General features: G+C 62.2%; 22 protein-coding genes. 3 read left to right on the top strand and 19 right to left on the bottom strand.

Annotated features, from left to right (window positions below):
• Window positions 1–2: 2 nt before the first annotated feature.
• Window positions 3–338: a TFIIB-type zinc ribbon-containing protein gene (locus tag J2X24_RS07980; RefSeq protein WP_209719202.1), complete on the top strand. Its 336-nt coding sequence runs from the start codon at window positions 3–5 to the stop codon at window positions 336–338.
• A gap of 85 nt (window positions 339–423) precedes the next feature.
• On the top strand, window positions 424–846 hold the full coding sequence (locus J2X24_RS07985; RefSeq protein WP_245344539.1) for a helix-turn-helix domain-containing protein: 423 nt from the start codon (window positions 424–426) through the stop codon (window positions 844–846).
• Between the two features lie 38 nt (window positions 847–884).
• Here J2X24_RS07985 and J2X24_RS07990 read toward each other — a convergent pair whose 3' ends face one another.
• The 3 genes from J2X24_RS07990 to J2X24_RS08000 are packed head-to-tail and all read right to left on the bottom strand — an operon-like array spanning window position 885 to window position 2229.
• Window positions 885–1364, bottom strand: a complete 480-nt coding sequence (locus J2X24_RS07990; protein WP_209719205.1) for a hypothetical protein — start codon at window positions 1362–1364, stop codon at window positions 885–887.
• 9 nt (window positions 1365–1373) lie between these two features.
• Window positions 1374–1790, bottom strand: a complete 417-nt coding sequence (locus J2X24_RS07995; RefSeq protein WP_209719208.1) for an acyl-CoA thioesterase — start codon at window positions 1788–1790, stop codon at window positions 1374–1376.
• Window positions 1791–1848: 58 nt separating this feature from the next.
• Window positions 1849–2229 (bottom strand): hypothetical protein, encoded by a 381-nt coding sequence (locus tag J2X24_RS08000; RefSeq protein WP_209719211.1) that lies wholly within the window; start codon window positions 2227–2229, stop codon window positions 1849–1851.
• Between J2X24_RS08000 and J2X24_RS08005 the strand changes: the two genes are divergently transcribed.
• The gene (locus J2X24_RS08005; protein ID WP_209719214.1) at window positions 2228–2671 is read left to right on the top strand and encodes a hypothetical protein; all 444 of its coding nucleotides are present in this window, start codon (window positions 2228–2230) and stop codon (window positions 2669–2671) included. The genes J2X24_RS08000 and J2X24_RS08005 overlap by 2 nt on opposite strands.
• On the opposite strand, the gene J2X24_RS08010 is transcribed toward J2X24_RS08005, so the two are convergent.
• The 16 genes from J2X24_RS08010 to J2X24_RS08085 are packed head-to-tail and all read right to left on the bottom strand — an operon-like array spanning window position 2668 to window position 19963.
• Window positions 2668–5520, bottom strand: a complete 2853-nt coding sequence (locus J2X24_RS08010; RefSeq protein WP_209719218.1) for a conjugal transfer protein TraG N-terminal domain-containing protein — start codon at window positions 5518–5520, stop codon at window positions 2668–2670. The genes J2X24_RS08005 and J2X24_RS08010 overlap by 4 nt on opposite strands.
• A 2-nt stretch (window positions 5521–5522) precedes the next feature.
• Window positions 5523–6917: a conjugal transfer protein TraH gene (locus J2X24_RS08015; protein ID WP_209719221.1), complete on the bottom strand. Its 1395-nt coding sequence runs from the start codon at window positions 6915–6917 to the stop codon at window positions 5523–5525.
• 1 nt (window position 6918) lies between these two features.
• Window positions 6919–7833: a conjugal transfer protein TraF gene (locus J2X24_RS08020; RefSeq protein ID WP_245344540.1), complete on the bottom strand. Its 915-nt coding sequence runs from the start codon at window positions 7831–7833 to the stop codon at window positions 6919–6921.
• 2 nt (window positions 7834–7835) lie between these two features.
• Window positions 7836–9692, bottom strand: coding sequence for a conjugal transfer protein TraN (gene traN, locus J2X24_RS08025; RefSeq protein ID WP_209719227.1), 1857 nt, complete (start codon window positions 9690–9692; stop codon window positions 7836–7838).
• The gene (gene trbC / locus J2X24_RS08030; protein WP_310002866.1) at window positions 9693–10415 is read right to left on the bottom strand and encodes a type-F conjugative transfer system pilin assembly protein TrbC; all 723 of its coding nucleotides are present in this window, start codon (window positions 10413–10415) and stop codon (window positions 9693–9695) included.
• Window positions 10405–11436 carry a conjugal transfer pilus assembly protein TraU gene (gene traU / locus J2X24_RS08035; protein WP_209719230.1) on the bottom strand — a complete coding sequence of 344 codons (1032 nt, stop codon included), beginning with the start codon at window positions 11434–11436 and terminating at the stop codon, window positions 10405–10407. The genes trbC and traU overlap by 11 nt, the downstream gene beginning before the upstream one ends.
• Window positions 11433–12074, bottom strand: a complete 642-nt coding sequence (gene traW / locus J2X24_RS08040; RefSeq protein WP_209719233.1) for a type-F conjugative transfer system protein TraW — start codon at window positions 12072–12074, stop codon at window positions 11433–11435. Before traW ends, traU begins: the two co-directional genes overlap by 4 nt.
• A gap of 1 nt (window position 12075) precedes the next feature.
• Window positions 12076–12597 carry a signal peptidase I gene (lepB, locus tag J2X24_RS08045; RefSeq protein WP_209719236.1) on the bottom strand — a complete coding sequence of 174 codons (522 nt, stop codon included), beginning with the start codon at window positions 12595–12597 and terminating at the stop codon, window positions 12076–12078.
• Window positions 12572–13018, bottom strand: a complete 447-nt coding sequence (locus J2X24_RS08050) for a TrbI F-type domain-containing protein (protein WP_209719239.1) — start codon at window positions 13016–13018, stop codon at window positions 12572–12574. The genes lepB and J2X24_RS08050 overlap by 26 nt, the downstream gene beginning before the upstream one ends.
• Window positions 13011–13304, bottom strand: coding sequence for a purine-cytosine permease-like transporter (locus J2X24_RS08055; protein ID WP_209719242.1), 294 nt, complete (start codon window positions 13302–13304; stop codon window positions 13011–13013). The genes J2X24_RS08050 and J2X24_RS08055 overlap by 8 nt, the downstream gene beginning before the upstream one ends.
• Window positions 13291–16041 carry a type IV secretion system protein TraC gene (traC, locus tag J2X24_RS08060; protein ID WP_310002873.1) on the bottom strand — a complete coding sequence of 917 codons (2751 nt, stop codon included), beginning with the start codon at window positions 16039–16041 and terminating at the stop codon, window positions 13291–13293. The genes J2X24_RS08055 and traC overlap by 14 nt, the downstream gene beginning before the upstream one ends.
• A complete protein-coding gene (locus tag J2X24_RS08065) occupies window positions 16038–16508 on the bottom strand; it encodes a TraV family lipoprotein (protein ID WP_209719245.1) in 471 nt (156 codons plus the stop codon). The genes traC and J2X24_RS08065 overlap by 4 nt, the downstream gene beginning before the upstream one ends.
• Window positions 16505–17341, bottom strand: a complete 837-nt coding sequence (locus J2X24_RS08070; RefSeq protein ID WP_209719248.1) for a DsbC family protein — start codon at window positions 17339–17341, stop codon at window positions 16505–16507. Before J2X24_RS08070 ends, J2X24_RS08065 begins: the two co-directional genes overlap by 4 nt.
• A complete protein-coding gene (locus J2X24_RS22735; protein ID WP_209719251.1) occupies window positions 17338–18651 on the bottom strand; it encodes a TraB/VirB10 family protein in 1314 nt (437 codons plus the stop codon). The genes J2X24_RS08070 and J2X24_RS22735 overlap by 4 nt, the downstream gene beginning before the upstream one ends.
• Window positions 18648–19367: a TraK domain-containing protein gene (locus J2X24_RS08080; protein WP_209719254.1), complete on the bottom strand. Its 720-nt coding sequence runs from the start codon at window positions 19365–19367 to the stop codon at window positions 18648–18650. Before J2X24_RS08080 ends, J2X24_RS22735 begins: the two co-directional genes overlap by 4 nt.
• The gene (locus J2X24_RS08085; protein WP_209719257.1) at window positions 19364–19963 is read right to left on the bottom strand and encodes a TraE/TraK family type IV conjugative transfer system protein; all 600 of its coding nucleotides are present in this window, start codon (window positions 19961–19963) and stop codon (window positions 19364–19366) included. The genes J2X24_RS08080 and J2X24_RS08085 overlap by 4 nt, the downstream gene beginning before the upstream one ends.
• Window positions 19964–19967: the final 4 nt, after the last annotated feature.

Here is a 19967-nt window from a genome sequence, read left to right on the forward strand (position 1 = left end):
CTATGTCTGCAATGACCTGCCCAGTTTGCCAGGGAAGTTTTCGAGAAGTGATGAAGGAGGGTGTGCTGATCGACGTCTGCACACAATGCCGGGGTGTATGGTTGGACCGTGGCGAGCTTGAAAAATTGCTCAGCCTTGCGGAAGCGATCGCGCAGCCAGGCGATTACCCTATCGAGGATCAACTCACTGGTCGCGCCTACGGTCCTCGAGAAGGTTATCGCTCGGAATATCACGATGATGGTCACGGCCGCCGCAGCCATCATGATGATGGCCGTGGGTTTCGAGGCGAGCACGGCGGACGCCGTCGGCGCTTCAACCTGCTAGATTTCTTCGATTGAAAGACCTTCGAGACCCGACCGGCGGGACGCCCACCTTATCGTTGCTGCACGCGAAGCGGAGCATTTTGAATATCAGGGGAACAGAATGAAACCAAAGACATACGAAGCTTCAGAAGGTAAGTCGCCAAATCCAGTGGACATTCACGTAGGCGCGCGCGTGCGAATGCGTCGGAAATTTCTCGGCCTCAGTCAACAAGACCTTGCGGAAACGATCGATCTCACGTTCCAGCAAGTGCAAAAATATGAGCGTGGATTCAACCGAATTAGCGCGTCGAAGCTGTACGAGATCTCCCGGACTCTCAAGGCGCCCATTCAATACTTTTTCGAAGGCTATGGCGGGCACGAGGTCGCAGACGGTTTTTCCGAGTCGATGTCGGAGCAAATGGTCCACGGCTTCTTGATGACGAGCGAGGGCATTGAGCTCGCGTCAGCTTTCCCGCGCATCGGCAACGGAAGACAACGACGTCGAATTGTCGAACTGGTCAGGTCGTTGGCGGAGGAATTGTAGTGGGAAGGTCGCCAATTCAGACACCGGAGCTATAACTCTCAAACCGCCCAGTCTTCAATGTCGCGGCCGAACTGACGACCTTTGACCTGCGCCAGGGATTGCAACGCCGCTCCCATGGACATTGCATAGTAGGTCGCGACATCGAGACTAACCGCCCCGACGCCTCGATCGGCCTGCAAGTTGCGCAGACCCCAGTAGGCCTTGAGAAAACGCGAAAGATCCTTGTTTCCAATTGCCTTGTAGCCGCGGCTGCCAACGGTGTTGTGACAATACTGATCAAACGACCAGGTCAGGTCGTAGTGAGCACCCTTGTCAAGCCGCGCACCCGAACTGGCGTCGTACAGACCGTCCAGGGTCTTGGTTGGGTCGTCAAACTCGAAAAAATAGCGCCGGGAAGTATCCGCAAAATCGTGCGGAAACATCCGCCGAACCATGGCGAAATAGTCGTCCATTGCGGCGAGCGTGTTCAGCCGGCCGTCGATGACGAAAGGTGTGGGCTCTTCACGCGTCGGTACCATGTTCTCCCCCTACTCGGCCGTTTCCTGAGCCAGTTTGTTTTCGATATCCTTGATCAAGTGCTCGAAGAAATCGCCTCGGGTGACGCGGCCGTTCTGAACGCAAACAATATGGGTCGTCGCGGTTACGCAGACCCGTTGGTCGGCGCCCCTTAAAATCTGCTGGTGGAAGTGGAGCTTCGCGCCTGCGCGCCGAGCCGACAGTCGAACCACAACTTCGTCCCCGGAGCGCAGAGCTTCCCTGAAATCCAGCGACATGTGTGCGACCATCAGGTGCAGCCCCTGTTCGACCAGGCGCCCATATTCGAAACCGTGCGCGCGCAAGAAAAAGCTTCGCGCGTGCTCCAGGTAGTTCACGTAAATCGCATGGTTCACCACGCCCTGGCTATCGATCTCGTACTCGCGGACCGCGAAGCGCACTTCGAACATTCACATCTCCCCAACGCCACGACTTGGTGCCGGAAAGGTTGCGTAAGGTCAACTTCACTCACGCGGCGCGGGCACGCGGGGGCATTACCATCGCCGGATTCTTCAATTCGAAGTCATCTGGCAATGAAATGACCAGTGCGTCACCCTCAATGGCCGCGTCGCATTTGCGGGTATACTTACCGGTGGCCACCAATTGCCTGATCGAAATCTCGGCGCCCTTGGCCTTTTTGTCGACCAGATCCCAACCGGTCGAGGCCGGCACGATCCGCACGCGCTTCTTCCCCTGCTTCAAGCTGACCTGGATTTTTACGCGCCGCTCTTTCCATTTGAGCCGGTCCATAATCTTAGGCTCAAGCCGCAGCAGCAGGGCCGTCTTGCGGGTGATGACCTTCACGCCGAGGTCGAGTTCGTCATTCGGAATCAGATCTTCCCAATCCATGTCCCATATCCTTCCATTATCACGGCCGGACTGTGATCTGCCGGCAACTAAGTTTCTGACTCAACTAAACAAATGTGCTGCCCGCCTTGCCAATTCTTCGAAAGAAGCGTACGAACAAACCGTGATCGCCGCGAGGGAGGTGGACATGGTGGAAAAGAAATCCGAACCCGCTACGGTAGCGATCCTGCCGGGCGTCGAACTGACACCGGAAGCGCAGGATGTTCTCAACAAGCAGCTCAGTCGCAAGATAGTCTGGAGCTACAAGGCGACACGTGGCGTCCTGATAGGTTTGTCGCTTTCCCCTCTGCTTATTTCGGTATTTTTCGCCTGGCTTTCGTTGTCGGCTGGGTTGCGTGATGTTGACGTTATCAAAACTTTGCTGTTGATCATCGTTCCGGCGGGGGCAGCGATGTGGCTTTTTTCTATGGCTCGCAGGTACTAGCCTTCAGTCTTTCGTTTTTTTGAGATTAGCTTTTTCCCGGCATCGACAATCTTGTCTTTGGTCGAGCCAAGCTGGTCTGTGATGTTGATATGTTCGCGAACCTGCTGGTTCTCGAGCGTATTTTCGCCATGTGCGACACCTTGATTGACTGTGTCCGTCGTTGAAGCCGCGGCGGCGTTGCGCTGCGTGAAGGCCGCTGCCTGCGGGCTGCCTTCGAGCGATGGCGCGTGGGGCTGCCAGGCGGCGGGAGGAGGCGTATCAGCAGCGGCATTTTGCGACCCGCTTTTGCGCTTTGACCTTAAGGGCTTGCGCGAGGGCGCGGCGACAGCCGGCCTTAGATCCGCTTGGTCGTGTAGTGCATCCGTGACCTTCTCGGCGTTGGCAAGGTCGGGGGTAAGCGGGATATCCGCCTTCGACGGCGTCGCGGCCGCATCGTATTTGGCAGCCAGGCTCTCCGCCTGTAGTTTATTGTATTCCTGCGCCAGGGCCATCCCATGGTTCAAGTCGGTGGCGCTTGCGCCAATCCAGACACGCCGCGCGTCTCCGACGGTAAGGCCCTTCTCCTGGATCATCCAGTTGAAGAAGGCCGTTCCCTCGTTTCCAGAAACCGACTCGCTGCCGTTTCGGACGTTCGTCGCATCTTCCGAAAGACGGTTGCCGGTCGCGCGCAGGCGCGTCGCGGTATCCGTGATCGATTCCAGCGAGCTGAAGCTCGTCGAATCGACATGCCGCTGACCGTTGTCACTCGAATGGGACCGGTCGTAGGCTGAACGCGCGGCATCGGTGCTGACGCGGTTATGCGTGTCGGCGATCTCCGTCGACAGCGACTGGGTCAGAGAGAAGCCCTGATCGTTCGACTTCGCTTGGGTCGCGGTTGTGCTGGCGTCTTTCGAGGCCTCTCCCTTCACACCGGCCTTCGCCGATGCGAATCCGACATCGCCACCGGCTTCGGCTTGCGCATAGGCCGTGACCCCTGCCCTCGTCGCCTCGGCGTCGGCCTCGGACTTCGACATGTGATGGCTGGTCTGGTAGTAGCGCGAGAGCTGCTGAAGATCGCTTATCACCCGGCCGGACGACGCCTGCTCCTCGCTCGACATGCCGCTGAGATTCACCGTGTTATTGCTCCAACCGCGGAAAACCTCATCCATGACGGTCTTCGACCTTGTCTTCCCGACGCTGACGGCGTCGGTCAGCGACCGACTGTCGTCGAGATAGCTTTGCGACGTGCGCGACAGCGACTCGCTGTAACCCTCCTGGCGAGCCAAATCGAGCGCACCCGAGCTGACGGCCGCATTCGCGATCGTGAGTCCTGAACCGTAGCGCGTCATGGTGACGCCATCGGCGCCGACGGCCGTAGACCGCGACCGGTCCTCGTAGCGGCTGGTCACATGCTGATTTGCACTTTCGTTCGACCAGCTGTGGTTCTCGATGGCGGTGTTGCCAAGGCTCCAGTTGCCACTGGTCAGCGAAGACGACGCGCTTTCGGCACCCGACCGGAAGTTGCCCAAGAGCGCTTCGCCCTGGGCGCCAACGGCCATTGCGCCCTTGGTCAACAGACCAGCCAGGACGGGGATCATCAGCATCATCGAGCCGGCCAGCGTGCAGACGTCCTGGTTGGCCTGCGCCGCAGCATCGAGTGTCAAGGCGTTGAACACATGCGTGCCCCCCGAGCCAAAGGTCGCTGAAGCCGTGTGCGCGTATGCGTTCGCCATCATTACCTTGTGAAGGATGACGTACATCGGGCCCCAGAGCTGGAGGTAGAAGAAGCCGGCCAGGTAACCCTTCGCCATAGCCGGGCCTAGCTTCGGCAATAAGAACAATGGAAAGATCACGGGGAATATCCCGATGAACAGCAATTCTATGACGATCTTCAGATTGACGACCGCCTTCTCGGCGACGACGCCCAAAAGGCGCTGGGTGTTCGCCGTCTGCAGTTCCGCCATGGTGGCGCCAAGCACCCCGGTCGACGTGCCCATATAGCCCTTCAGGCTGTCATTCAGCATATTCCGCGTGACCGCCTGCTTGATGATCGTCATGGCGTCCTGGCTCGAACCGATCGCCGTCGCGACCACGCCGGAGACATTGGCTTCCTGGGCGTTCATTCCGGCCTCGGCCGCGTCGGGATCGACAGACGCCACCAGGTACTTCTGGACATTCGGCAGATCCGCGCCGAGATCGGTGTTCACGGCGGTCACGAAATCGCTGCAGGATTTCAGCGATGTCGAGCCGTCGGCCGATGTGTAGGAAGCCATGCGCGCCGGATTGGGCGACGCCGTCAGGGTCTGCCACATGTCGGCCGAGCGGCTGAGCGCGTCGATCTGGACCGTGTTATCCTCGATGTCGTAGAGCGCGCAGTCCTGCATATAGGCGCGCAGGTTTAGGGCCGTTCGCTGATCGGCCGGCCGTAGCGCATTGATCTTTGCGAACATCTTGGCCCCGAACACCATGCCGTGCGACGAGAACCGGCCATCAGCCGGATCGGCAAAGGCCGTTTCCGTCATCCTGATGATCCGGTCACCGACCTGGCTGACGAGAGACGCGGCAAGCCCAACGCCTACTGGGACATTGGCGACCGTTGGATAGACGGCGGCCGGATCGAGGCGATCCTCGACCTGAACCGTCACCTTCGGAACCCACAGGACGCCGTAGATGATGGTGGCGAATAGGAACCAGCGGACGATCGCGCCGATATTGAAATCGGTCACGGCTTTCACGATCGCCATGGCGACGCCCAGGACCAGGACGAGCCGGATCAGCGAGTCCATGGCGTTGGCGCCGGACATCAACGCAACAGCATTGAAGATGTCGTGATAGAGGGCGCCGGACCCGTATGCGCGGAATTCCCACATGGTCAGCTCGTCGACTTGGTGTTGGCATAGAGGATGGATTGCGCGAGGCGCGAGGTCGTGTCGGCCGCGATGTCCTCCTCGAACATGCGCGTGCGCTGGATCAGCTGCTGGACCGCCGTGATCCTGTTCTCGATCAGCTGCTGACGGGAATCGAGCCGGGCGATGATATCGCGGATACCCGCCCGCCAGGCCGTCGTGGTCTCAGCGTCCGTGCCAACGACGTCCGCCGAGGCCGCTTGGACCGCGTGGAGGTTGGCTTCGAGCCAGCCGATGAGAATATCGGTCGCGATCGCGTCGGCGTATTTCTCCATTTCCACCGCGGCTAGATCCTTGTTCGCCGCAACCTGGACCGAAGCGATCTTGTACATTGGGATGGTCGCCAGCCCTAGGAAGTCGATTTCCTGGCTGCTCAGGGTTTGTTTGTTGATGATCTTCCCGACGATGCTGTCGATCACCGTCACGACCTTGGCCTTCAGACCAGCGACATTCACTGTCTGGCCATAGGGCACAAGCGTGAGGCAGGCAGCATCCGAGCATTGATGGACCTTGATCGATCCCCCGTCGAGTAGGGCCGTGATCATGCCGTCGCTATCGGCGTCCGGCGCCAGGGTGTGAATCTCCGGGGTCCCACTGTCGACCCGGACGATCGTGGTCCCGGTGAGCGTCATCATCGTTTCTGCTAGCTGGTTGTCGGAAGCGAACAGGGGATGCTTCATGATCGCTTCCCAGGCCACGTTGCGATTATAGGCCTGGGTCTGGCGCTGGTCGTCGCTCGCCTCGCCGATCGTGCTTTCGGCCTCGCCGCCGAACCCGCAAGCGGCGCGCGCCGCCGCTTCGTCGACGTATTTGCCGTTCTGCAGGCCGATCTCCATGCAGGATTTCAGGGCACCTGACGGTAGGGCATTCACCGCGCCATTAACGAGCTGCTGAGCCGCCTCGCAGCTATTGATAGCGCCGAGGTTCGCCTTCTGGACCAGGTTGAACATCTGCTCAATCTCGTTGCCGAGCAGTTCGGACAGACTTTTCACCGCCATCTGGAAAAGAAGCCCCATGGCGTTCTGGGCCACCGCCTTGAACGTCGCGACGATCTGGTCGGTGTTGATGAAGGAAAAGCTGCCGCCATAGATGTCGATACCGCCACAACCCGCCTTCACCGATGGCAAGCTCACAGACGAGATTTGGGACGTGATCTGGGGCGCGCGGGTGGAATAGTTGCCGAGCGTGTAATAGCCTGCCTCCTGGCCTTGGTAGGCGGACGGCCCAGCGCCATTCGACGCCGACAGGCTGTCATTCCAGAAGTTGTCCATCGAGTCATTGACGCCGGCACAGGCGACCGAACTCGTGAAAAGCATGGCCAGCAGGCCCAGCCACAGGGCAACGCGTTTTGCGATTTCCATGTTAGAAGTCCTTTCCGGGCTCGGTGGCCAGGGTCACGAAAAGATGGTCCGCCAGTTCGTCGACCGAGAGGACGCCGGCGCCAAGATAGGTCAGGCAGCCCTTCGGGTTTTGGCAGGGCCGCAGGGCGAACGACCGCCCGTCCGATACCGCCACCTCGATCGGGCGCGGCTGGCCACGCGCGTCCAGGGTCGGCTTTTGGTAGATGAGGTACGCGGGCGTGATGGGCGCGTCGAAGCCCCAGGCCTTCATCTGACCGCGATCGACAACCGCGTTGGGGAAATGTTCGTTGGGCGCGCCATCGACCGAAATCGCCTTCACTGTCAGGCCATACCTCTGGCCGAACTGCTGGACGATCGGGCTCGCCGCCCGGCAAGGCGCGCACGATCCTCGATAGACGTAGTAGATGCCGACCTCGTCGTAGATGCCCCTGAAGAACAGGTCGCGGTCGGTATTGCGTCCATCGACCCAGGCCGTCTTCGCCACTGCAGAGACCGGACGCTGCAGAGTATAGTCGAGCGTGGGATCGGCCCAGACCATCCGTCGTATGGTGTCGGCGAAAGTGCCCGACTTCGATAGGGTCTCCTGCTGGAACGCGTAGTATTTGCGGACGTTTGTCTCGGTCGGGTTCCAGACGGCGATGAGGCGCGCCTTTTCCATGTCGGCCTTGAAGGCTTGGGCTGCGGCATAGTCCGCCTCGGCGCTGGTCTTCCCGGTCGGCGGCGCCATCGTTTCGTACTCAGGCTCTGGCGCCGGCCGATCGCAATAGAACCAGGTCCCGAGATTGCGTTGGCAATAATCTGCGCCGTGACCGGCTTCGGGCGTCTGAGCTGGTTGTGCCTGAGGCGGCGCGATTTGTGCCGCCGCCGGCAGGGCGAACAGCATGGACGCGAGGGCGAGGAGTAGCGATCGGGTCATAGTCATTTGGCCGGTGTCTGATTGGTGTTCATGGCGTTGATCGACGCAGTGATGGCGGCGACCGTCGAATTCGGGTCGTTGCTCGCGAGCTGGCCGAGCTTTTCCGCGTAGAAATCTGAGAAATCGACATTGGTCAGGTCGATGGCCTGGAACTCCGCGACCGAGAAGCCGCCGCACTGGAGTGACTTGGCGTCCCCCCAGGACTTGCCGAGCTGCGAATGGCCGGCCTCTTCGACGATCCGTGCCAGCGCGGAGCCGTAGCAGCAGTAGGTCATCTTCTTCATCAGGCAGCCGAAGAAGCTCTTGTTCGAGCAGTAGGTGCCGACATAGTGGCAGGCCTTCGACTTCTGTTCGGCCGCCAGCTTCTGTTCATCGGCATTGCAACTGGTCAGGTTGACGTCGAGCAAGACGCCGGAATCCTTGCAGCAGTTGGAAAGTCCGCCGATCGATTTGCCGCATTTCAGCTCCTCGCCGCCAAAAATCGTCAGGTCGCCGCTCGTCCGATAGCTTGCGGATGCGTCCTTCAGGGCGTTTATCGCACTGAGGGCCTGAGGAAGGTCGTTCTGAGGATCGTCCGAAGCGGTGATGACGGCCGTCCCATTCACCCAACTCGCATCGCACATGGCTTGGCCTGCGTTGGCCGGCGCCGTCGACGACGGGCACGAGTAGTCGTAGCTATAGGTCTGGCATGGCGAGGTCCCGTCGTAGCTCGGGTCGATGCAGGTCTGGGCCTTCAAGGTGCAACCCGCCGGGACGTCGCAAGTCGAGCCGGCGCTCGTCACGGCATCACACGAATAATTGAGGTCGGACCGCAAGCAGGTGTCGGGCGCAAGGTTCAAAGCCGCCATGATCGCCGGAACGTCGCTCGCGTGCTGGACGCAAGTCTGAGCGGTTAGGCTACAGGCTGGATTTCCGGAATAGGCTGTGCACGCCAACGTATTGAGGCCCTTGTCGGTGTAGCCCGCGTCGGCGCACGAATAGGTCACAGTCTTATCGCCGCACACACCGCTCGCGGCATCGATCCAGGAATTACAGGTTTCCGCGGTCTTGCTACAGGCGGCATCGGCCGCCACCGCGGGGCATGTGTTCGACCGCGTGCCGATATAGGTGACGTCGGCAAAGGTCTTCTGCGGCGTCTTGCAGTATTCGAGATACTGGTTGCCGGAGATGAGCTTAGGTGGCGCGCAGACACCTGCGGATATCTGATTGATCAGCGTGCCGCAGCCCTGGCCCGTGTTGAGGCCGCTGGGCCCGGCCCAAAGCGTACAGGTGTGAGCCTCGGTGTAGCTGCCGATGTCGGCATAGTAGGACATCGTCTCAAAGTAGCTGTCCGTCGTGCAGGTCTTGGTCGCCGGCGCTTGGACGATGTCCTGATAGGTCTGGCAGCTTTGCGGTGACGTCGAGATCTGGTTGCCCGACTCGCAGCTATAGAGGGTGGCCTGCCCCGTTGACCCTGCCGCGGCACGGCAAATGGTCGATGTCGTGCCGGTCGCCCCCGCCGCGGTGCCGTTCGGGTCGTTCGCGACCCCAAGGGCGTTCTTGACCCAGGCCGCGTTCGACGTCACCGGATTGGCCGCCACGTAGGCGTTTGCCCGATTGATCGAGGGCGTCACCGGACTCCCTGCCTGGGCCAAGGCACCGTCGGACTGCAACTGGCCAACACTATTTCCGGATTTCGCCTGAAGGGCCGCCGCATCGCCCTGATAGCCCGGCAGGTTGCCGGCGATGTCCGACGTCACGGTCGCCGCGTTGGCGCGATCGAGCGCGGTCTGGAATTCCGCCATGTTCGGTGTCTGAGCGACAGCCAGCGAGGCGACACCGATCAAGGCTGCCAGTGTGATGAGCACGAAGCGCTTCATCTAGCCCTCCATCCGTTTGAGAGCCTGGCGAGATGCTTCAGGGGCTGACTCACCCTTTTCGGCCAGGATCTTCAAGGCCGCGCCGAGGCTGATATTGCCGCGCACGATGTCGAACGGCACGTCCGGACGATCGCAATCGAGGCCATCTTCGCAGCTGACCACCTCCTGGGGCGCGGCGATCACGGCCGGCACCTTGGTGACGTGATATTGCTGGAAGACCCTGGGATCGATAACGAGCCCCGCCTCCTCGCCTTCGACGAAGACCTCCTTCAGGGCACGTTGCGTTCGGACGAAGCTGTTGCCGACAAGTCCACGGATCACCAGGGTGGCGCCGGCGGCGTGGGCGTCTCGGGCCATTTGGCGTAATGACGCCTTCGGCATGGACAGGCTGACGGCGACGTAGATCACACCTGGCCCGATATCGCTGCCCGGGGCCGCGTATGGGTCGATCCGCAGGTCTTGCGACAGGAACTTCATGCCTTCGCGCAACCGGGTCCGGTTGCCGGCGCTCAGCGTTTGGGCGTCGTCGGTGAACCGCGCCGATCTCGTCACGATGTCATCTGGATCGAGACCGGTCAGCTGCGCGCGCGTCTGCGCCGCCCGGGCTTCGGCCGTCCGCACCAGGTCCTCGATATCGGGGCCGGCGGCGGATTGCGCGAGCGTCATGCCGCCGACGACGAGAAGGCCAAACGTCAGCAGGGAGGTAAAGGACTTAGAGCGCACAGCAGTTCCTTTTTCGCCATACGAGGAAGCCGATATCTTCACCCTTGACCGGATAGACCTTGAGCGCCTCGTACGGCACCGTGCTCTTGCCGATGGCGTTACAGGCCAGCGGCCCCTTGTGGGCGACCGGATAGACCTCCTGATAACGGTATTGCAGCTTGTCCATCGTCGGCTGGGGTATCGGCGCGCAAAGGCTTAAAGACCCGCGCGTACCCATGGCGAGCAGTTCGCGGTGCATCTTGGCCGAGAAGCGTTCGGCCACCTGCAAGGCGCCGGGCAGCGGTCCGTATTCGCCCGTTACCTGTCCCGTCATCGGATAGAGGCTGCCCTGACACCCGGCGCACCAGAACATCTGCTGGATCGGCCGGCCGGTCGCGGTGGCCGCCACGCAGTCCGCCGCGCAGGCCAGTTGCGCCACCGGGTTGGCGAACAGGAAGACTTCAGGGTTGATGATCGCGGCCAGGTCGTCGTTATTCCAAAGCGGATCGAACTCGGTAATGTAGGCCACGTCAAAACCGCCCTGCTCCATGCAGGTGAAGTCCGTCAGGATCTCCAGCCATGCCAGTAGCGGGTAGACGTAGTAGTGGACGTGGTAGGCCGTCCGGTCGCCGCGGCCGTCGCTGTTCTGCACGCTCGTCTTCTGGCCGAAGCCGATGCCTGGAGAGATCGACAGACCGCCCAGATTGACGAAGCAGAACGGCTTCTGGGTGACGTCCATGAGGCGGTATGGCTCCCAGTATCCGACTTCCAGGCCCACGCGCGGGACCGGCGTTCCGCAGAAGCAGATCGGCGAGGACGGATTGGGGGCGTCGGCGCGCGTGCCCCGGAAGATCGGGACGCTGCCGACCGACAAGGGAAACATGCAGTCCCAGCAAGGACCGGTGATGGGGTTCAGAAACCGGCCGGTGCAATGCCGGGTGAGATTGATGTCGGCCTCGGCCTGGGCAGGCGTCCACGCCGAAAATGCGAGCAGGCCCGCCAGTAGGACCAACAATGGCCGAAGGATTTTGTCAACGATCATGGCAGCACCTCGCTGATCTTCAGACGATTGCCCGACCGCTCGACGACGGCAGGCACGTGTGTGATGCCGAACCTGCCGGTTAGAAGCCCCTGCTGGTCGTAGTAGAAGCCCGTCCTGGACGATTTCATCAGCTTGACCGGCGCGCCCGCCGTCAGGATCAGGATGACGCGCTGGGCACCCAGACTTTTGGATTTTTCGAGGGCCAGGCGGACCTGCCTGGGGTCGCGGCCGTCGAGGAAGACCATCACCCGGTCGTAGGTCGGCAGGCGGTCCAACGGGTTGATCCGCTCCCCAGCATGCACGAACACGGTGCCTTTTGCATCGCGCAGGTCTTCCGGCGCCGTGATCGACGGATCGAACAGCCAGGTCCTGGCGGTCTCCGTGGTTTGTAGGCCCGAGACGGGCGCCGGTTCTTCGATATGCTTCTGCGCCGTCGCCGCGAATTGACGATTGAGCGCTTCCACCCGGCCACCCTTCACCGCCGCCTGAAGCCTGGCACCGAAATAGGCAAGCAGATCCGTCTCGGCGATATCAAAGGTTTCGCCATAGGTGCCGAGGTCGTTCGCCGACGCGGTGTGAATCGCCATTGTCAGGGCGGCAGTCCCGCAGAGCGCGGCAAGGGTTGCGAAGCGCTTCATGTCACATCACCGGAAAGGCTTGCCCGACAAGGCGGGACTTCGGGATGAGACCGATGATCCGGTAGCGCGAATCGAGCGAGTCCGCGCTTGGTGTGGTGACGAAGTAGTGTCCGGCCGGAATGATCCCCGGCGGAGCCGCCTCCACGGGGCGGCCCTCCTTGTCGGCCACCTTGGCGATCCCGACGAGCTGGCCGTTGATCGAGAAGGTGCGCCCCTCGACAGTCACTAGGTCGCCAGGGACCCCGACAACCTGCTTCGTAAAGCGGAAGCCCGCCGGATAGTACCGGTTGGGCGGCGCCACGAAGGCGAAGTAGTCGCCGCGTTTCGGTTCCAGCTTGTGCCGGTCGATCATGAACGCCCAGTTGGGCAGGCTTTCGGTCTCGTTGAGGGCAAACTGGTACTGCTCTCCGATCGCGGTCCCCAGGCCCGACAGGATCAGGGTAGCGATCGCGCCCCAGAGGAGAACGATGGCGCGGGCCCGCGGCGTCCGAAGCCAATCAGCGAGCGGCTGCAAGCGTGTCATGCGTTCCCTCCCCCAACTGGAGGCCACCGGTCTTCAGAGCCTGGTCAACGGAGGCCGTAATCTGCGGGGTCAGGTCGACCGCATCGCCGGTAAGCACGCACTCGCGGGCGAAGACCACCATGCCCTTCTCGTGCGCGGCCTGGCCGATGAGCTTTTCGGTCGTGGCCATGAACAGCCCCGTCTTGAGCTTGATCATTTCGGGCGTGTTGGTCGGGTCGGCGGCGAACTGCTGGCCGTACATCCGGCTGAGCTGGCCGACGGCGACCGTCGCGATGACCGGCGGCTTGTTCTGTTCGATCTTCCACAACAGGCCGCCGATGGCGAACAGATTGACGATGAGCAGGAAGACCGCGACCTCGGTCTTGTAGGCCCGCAGCGTCTGCCACGACAGCCGCGGGCGCTTGGAGGTGTGCTCAGTCATGATCGAGCCTCCGGTCGCGGCGCGCGATCGACACGACGATCATGTTCAGGACGAACGCGATAGCGACGACGAAGTGGATGGGCGCGCGGCCCCAGTCTGATGCGGCTTCGTAGTGACGCAGGAAAAGCCCCAGCTCGTGCATCCAGGAATCGACGCGCAGCCCGAAGATCAGAAGCGTCTGGAAGACGCAGACCGCGAATGTGATCGCCAGGTTTTCGAGCCAGTGCGGCACCCGGCGCCAAACGCTAAACTGCGTCGCGGGCAAGGCAGAGTCAGTGGCTGACATCTTGAAGTCCTCCGTCCTGGTAGAGTTTGCGGATCAGATTGCGTCGGCCGCGCTCGCTCATGCCGAGATAGTCGTCGACGAAACGGCGTATGGGCTCGAAGCCCAGCAGCATCTCGGCGTAGGCCATCTCCTTGGGGCTAAAGGTCGGGGGAGTCTGGTCGTTCGACGCGACCGCGCGAACCGCGTCGCCGACGGACTGCCCGGCGCGTATGCGTTGTTCGACCGCGAATAATGTTTCCGGCTTTGTTGAATAAAGCGTCAGCGAGAATGGGTCGAGCACGAGGCGGCCCAGGGCCTTGAAGCCGGGGCCACGGATAAAGGCCTCTGAATATTCGCCCTGGCTTGTCCTGAGCGACCGCATCACGCGCAGGTCGTCGGCGGACGCCTGCAGGATTCCCTCACGCTCGAAGGCGGCGATCGCCTCCTCCTTCAGGCGCAGCGTGATGTTCCAGTCGCTGTTGTTGATGCAGGCACGGCCGCCGGCAGTCTGCTGATAATCCGCAAGGGACTGGGTGCCAGTGATCAGCGCGCCCCCCTCCTTGCGGCAGCGCCGCGCGAACCCTTCGATGTAGGGGCCGGCCGCGCCGTCACCGAGCAACTGCCAGGCTTCATCGATGAACAGCGCCTTGCGCCGGCCCCTCCCGCCAAGCTTCATTCGCTGACGGATCAGGATCAGCAGGCCGAGGATGACGACGGCCCGCAGCTCCTTCTTGCTCTCGATCGGCGACAGCTCGAAGACGGTGAAGGGGTTGTCGATGCTGAGCGTGCAAGGTCCGTTGTAGAGGTTGTAGTAGGAGCCGCCCGCGACATATTCCGACATGGCAAGGCGCATGGCCCTGCCCATCTCGCCTTGCGTTTCCGCGAGGTGGACCCCGACATCGTCGATGCCGGCGTCCGCGCCCTTGGCATCCCAAACGGCGTTCACCGACTGTGCGATTGCCCCGATCTCTTCCTTGGAGACGTGGGCAGTACTCCCGCGCGCCATTTGCAGGACCAGGGCCCGGATGCTCTCGCGGCATTCGTCGCGATATTCCTCATCGGTCGCGGCAAGCTCGTGATCGAACATCGAGAACGGATTGATGCAAAGCCCGCTGTTCAAGGTGAACTCGACGAACTGGCCCGACTGGATGCGACACGTGTTCTCGAAGCTCCGACCATCATCTAGCACGATAACGTCGCGGCCGGCGCCGCGCATTCCGCCCGCCATGTCCTGCATGAACACGGATTTCCCCGAGCCGGAGCTGCCGATGACCGCGACATTGTGGTTGCCGCCGCCTGCGCCTTCCGCCGCATTAGCGAACGGGCTCCAGTAGAAGGGCTGGCCGCGCCGGCCTAGCAGCAGCATGTCGGCGACATCGCAGCCCGTCGTTTCGCCCTGAAGCGGCGCCAGGAGCGCCATGCTGGTTGTCGGCATCGTCTTCAGGCGCTTGAGCGTTTGGAAGTCCTGGGCGAGCCCTTGGCCCATGGTCAGAGGCAAGCAGGCGAGCAGTGTCTGCAGATGCAGCACGTCGTTTCTGGAGAGCCCGAAACCGGCGTTGGCCCAGATCGATTTCAGATACCGTTCGGCCTTCTCGCCCTCGCCGAGTTCGGTCGTCGATGCGACGAACAGGGCCATGTCGCAAAGTTTTCCGCCCTTGGCCATGTCGGCATTGGCCTGTTCCCAGTCGGCCGCGGCGAGCGCCACGCTCGGAAAGAACTTGCCCGTGGGCCCCGACGCCTGTTGCGAACTGCGCATCGCCTTAAGCTCGGTCATCGACTTGGTCGCCTCGTAGGTCCGGGGTGCGAAATAGAGAACCGTCAGATTGGCGCCCATGGGATGGAGCTGGGCGTTGAAGAAATCGCCGATCAGGTTGCTGATGACGCCCTGGTGGCAAGTCTCGGGGAAGCGGTCGGCCGAGAAGGTCCGGATCTCGAAGCGCTCGGTCCTGCCCTCCAGGTCGATGGACCCGTCGGCGCAGAAGATGTCTCCCCTGCCCCAGGCCTGAGTGGTCAGGCGCTCCCGATAGACCGTGAAACTCGTATCCCGGGCGATAGCCTGGTCGGCGATCGGGGCTTCCGCGTCGTAGCGCGCGGCATCGAGATCGAGCCCACCGGTCGGATTGAGGATGGCGCGAAGGATGCTCAACAGTTCGGCCGGTTTTAGGACCGAAACCGAGCCGCCCAGGCTTTTCCACGTGCCGTCGATCGTCTGATGCAGTTCGCGCAGCTGCTTGCCGGCCTCGCCGGCGGCGCTGCCTTTCAGTTCGAAGGCGAGGAAAATCCGGTAGTCACGGACATACATTGGCCCGCTTCGCGACAGGGACGACCATACACCCGCCTTCAGGTGCCGGCGGCGATGTTGGGCCAGCTCGACGAAGACCCCGCCTCCTGCGCTGCGCTCGCGGGCCCATCGGTCGAGTATCCACCCGACCTTCGGGGATGCCCAATTGATGACCTGGACGTGGATGCCTTCCGGCAGAGAGTCGTTGAAGATCTGCGCGATGATCTCGTGCCGTTGTTCCGTCAGGCCGGCGAGCGGCGTCATCTCCAGGATGAGCCCGGTCGTCTCGGCCTGCTGGTAGAGCTGATGCACGTCGTCCCAGGCCTCGTAAGGCAGCTTCGATGACAATGAGGGCGGAAACTCCCGGGCGAGCCCTTGAGTCGGCTCCGGCAAGTCATCCCAGAAGAAGCGTCTCGCCAGGTCCTGGACGCCCGCGCGAACGCCGTCCAGCATGGGTTGAAGGGCATTCGCACTCACGGCTTGACCCCGCCAGCAGCAGGCTCCGGTATGGCCGTCTTCGCGGTGGCCTGGACCGATGCCTTGGCCGGCTGCGAAGCCGAAGCCGGGGATTGCGTCGGGGGCGAGATCCACCACTGCGCCTTGCGCATGACCGCGTAGACCTCGGCCCTGTCGTGATAATCCCCCTGATTGTCGACATAGGGTGCGATCAGAATCCGCATCGTCTGGTCGCTCTCGCGCCGGGGAGCGTCTTCGCGAGTCTGCGAGGTGGGACGGTTCTGATCCCACCAGCTGGCGACCTGCGCGCCGAATATGCCCGCCTTTTTCGGCGGTACCGAAGTGTCCGAATGGCGATTGTCGATGGTCGCGACCGACGCGCACACGTCGGTGCCGGTGGCACGGCAGGACCAGCTGTGGGTTGTCGAGGCGCTGGCACAGCTAGACAAGATCAGTGCCAGGGCGAGGAACGAGATTTGACGGATCATGATTTCGACTCCGCGAAGGCCTTAAGGGCGGTGGGATCGAGGAAGCCCGGGTTCACGCCGCCATCGGCGCGAACGATGGTCGGCGTGCCTTGGACGCCATGGGCACGGGCAAAGGCGGTGTTCTGGTCGACCGCCTCTTCGGCGCCGTTGCATTTGGCCGTCAGGGCGAAGGCCCGACCAGCATAGGCCGCTTCCGATGCCGCCCGCCGGTCCTTCGCGCACAGCACCTGGATCGCCTTACGGCGGCTCTCTTCGCCAAGGACCGCAATCGGATATTCGGTGATTTCGATGCCCTGGTCTGCGGCGAGCTGCGAGAAAAAGGCCCGACAGTATCCGCACGAAAAATCGGAGAATACCTTGACTTTTAACGGTGCGCCGGGGTGATGGACAATTGCGTTCGCCATCGGCAAATCGACGTTTATCTTGTGAATCTCGGTGCTGGTGGCCGAAGCCACGCGTGCATCGGCGAGGTTACCGGTAGCGCCTTCCACGGCCGCCAGCTGGCGCAGGCGCTCGTCGGTCAGATCGACCTTCTTTTCGAGATCGAGGAGCGATCCGACCACCACGTAACGACCGTCGCGCGATGCGTAGAAGAGGTTGCGGCCAGCCGTTACTTCGCAAAGGCCGGAAACCGCCGTCTTGCAGTCGATCCGGGTGATACGCGTTTTTGGGAACTGTGTTTGCAGGTCGCTCTGCAGGTCCTTGGTCGATGAGGCCGCCAGGGTCGCGCCGGAGATGACGGCGCCCGAGAGGGCCAGCGCGGAGACGGCGAAAATGATCGCGCCGCTGCGCGGACCCACGGCCGCGCGGAACCGTCCGATGATATCGGTCATGGTTGTGTACCCTTTGTGGTGAAACGGAAACCGTCGAGGAAGACCAGTTCGACCTCGAGGCCGGTCGGCATTTCGATGACGGGCTGATACTGCTCGGCGCGCTTGATGTAGTAGTCGGCGAGCATCGAACTGGCGTTGCTGATTCCGGTGCCGAGCGTCGCTTGCGCGATCTGGCTATCCGTTAGCGGTGCGGTGGCGACGCCTGCGACGCCGTTCGAGGTCGTGATCCCCGTAAGGCTGCGCTGAGTATTGGTGCTCATGGCCTGGCCGAGGCCCTGCAGGGTTCCCGCGACGAATGCCTTGTTGGCGAAATTGCCCTCGCGACTGACGACCTTGCCCCGGACGCCGGACTTGCCCATGTAGGTGACGTAGCCGTCGACCTTCGTAACCAGGTAATGACTGCCATCAACCGGGCACGAGATCTTCTGAAGCTTGATATAGACCTTTTCGCTCGACAGTTCGGCGAAAGCGGCACCATTGACGAGGCACCCGGTCAGATCGCTCGTCTGGAACTGGCCGTCGGCGCCCACGCCGACTGCTCGACCGTCGATGCGGAAGAGGACCGGCTTGGGATCGGCCGTCGCGGAAATTCCGGCCTGCATGTCGACGCCGACCAGGACGCGGGCCTGGACATAGGAGTTCGGCGCCACGTATTGGCTGCTGTCGTAGACGCTTACCTTATCCGGTGTCCCGCCTGAAGCAGGTGCCGCCGGAATCGGTGCGGCTTTCGGGTCTTGCCCATCTATTGCCGACAGGCGGATGCTCCGCCTCGCCGCCGTCGACGTGGGTGTTCCAGCATCGCCTTGACCCAGTGGTGGCGCCGCGCCTGGATGAGGAAGTGGCGCGGCGCCACCTGGCGCGCGGAAGCCCGAACCCACCTGGTCGGAGGCCGGTTCCGCGCGCGTCCGGTCGACCCGCGCGGCACGCACGGGCGGAACTGGAGTGCTGGCAATCTGCTGGCCGAGACCAGCATTCTCGGTTTGAAGCTGGGCGTTTTGCTCCTGCGCCGTTTGCAGGGCCAGCTGAAGGTCGCCGACCTGGCCCCGCAGACGCGTATTTTCGGCTTCCGGACTGAGCGCCGCGGGTGCCGCGACACTTGCCGTTGCAAGCGTTCGCTGTTCGAGAGCCTTTTTCTGAACGGTCGTGGCAGCGGGAGGCTTCTTGAAGCTAACGGCGTAGAAAACGCCTCCGCCAATGACCGCCGCGGCACCGATGAGGAGGAGCCAGCGCATGTTCTGGCGCTGCCGCGCCTGGACGTTCGGATTGCCGCCATCGTCTACGGCTTCAGGGATCGGATCGGGGATGCTCACTGGGCCTCCTCCTCGATGTAAACCCGCGTGCTTGCGCCGGGGTCGAGCATTTCGTTGCTGACGCCGGCGGCGATCACATGGGCGACGAGGAACTGCTCGGCCTTCAAGGTGCGGGGCACCGTGTCGCGGTTGGTGATGAATAGGACGATCCCCCGGAGCCCCGAGGCCCGATAGTAGCCTACGGTTCGAATGTTCAGCCGGTCGCTGACCTGGCCCTTGTCGTCCGCGGGCTCATAGGTGACGCCGTCCGTGACCTGATTGTTGAACATCAGCTTCATGAACGCGGTGACGGTTTCGGCATACCCGTTGGAACGCAGCGCGGGCGCGGCCACCTTGTCGTTCGTCTTGCCTTCGGGCAGGATCTCGACGGTTCGAGCCGGGCCGTCCCCAGGATGCAGGAGCAGTTGTATGGTGTCGCCCTGATCCGTCGTCGCGAAGACACTGAAAGTCCGGCCCGCCGTTTCGCCGTCGAAGCCGACGAACAGGTCGCCGGTCGCCTGGTCATTCTGCGTCAGCACCTGCGGTCCCGAGGGATCGTCGAGCGACCGCACCGCGGTGATCTTTTCGCCCTGGATGACGATCCGGGACATCTGGTTCGCCGACAGGTCGATGTCGACCGAGCCCGATTTGACGCGCAGCGGATCGGCGAAAGCGCCAGACGCGATGCCCGCGGTGATCGCCAGCACGCTGACGAAAGTCAGGGTCTTGATAGTCATGGAGTTTCTCCGGAAATACGGGGTTTGACGTCGTCGCCCTTGGCGTCCTTGGGATCGATCTCCGCGATCGAGGCCAAGCGGACGAGCGTGCCGGTTTTGGTCCAGTGCAACGCGTAGACTTTGGACTGGTCGTCCAGGATCTGCTGGCCTTGCATGATGACGAGGCGTCCCCGGACTTCCGAGTACAGGCTTGCCGGGTCCTCGAAAAAGTCGGCCGGGAAGAAGGCCTGCGAACTGTGGGTTGCCTCGGATTTGGCGCTATCCTTTTCGAGCTGGACCTTGACCGCCTCGAAATGGACAGGGTCCATGAGGCGTTGCGCCCGGCGCTCGAAATATCCCGCCGTTTCCGGCGTCTTGTTAAGGAAGAGCCAGGCCGCATCCCGCGTCATGTCTTCGAGGTATTCGGCGTCGACCCGCCCATTCGGGTCGATCGCGGCGTCACCGGGCAGGGTGGGCACGAGAATGATGCGGCTATTGTTCATGACCACCAGGCCAAGAACGAGATTGGTTGCGACAGCGGCGGCCAGGAGTACCGTAAGCGCGGCGCTGCGCTTGGCGAAAAGCCGTTGCTTCTGTTGGGCGGTCTGGATGTCCATGGCC

The organism is Asticcacaulis solisilvae, from assembly GCF_017875235.1.
Lineage (GTDB): Bacteria > Pseudomonadota > Alphaproteobacteria > Caulobacterales > Caulobacteraceae > Asticcacaulis > Asticcacaulis solisilvae_A.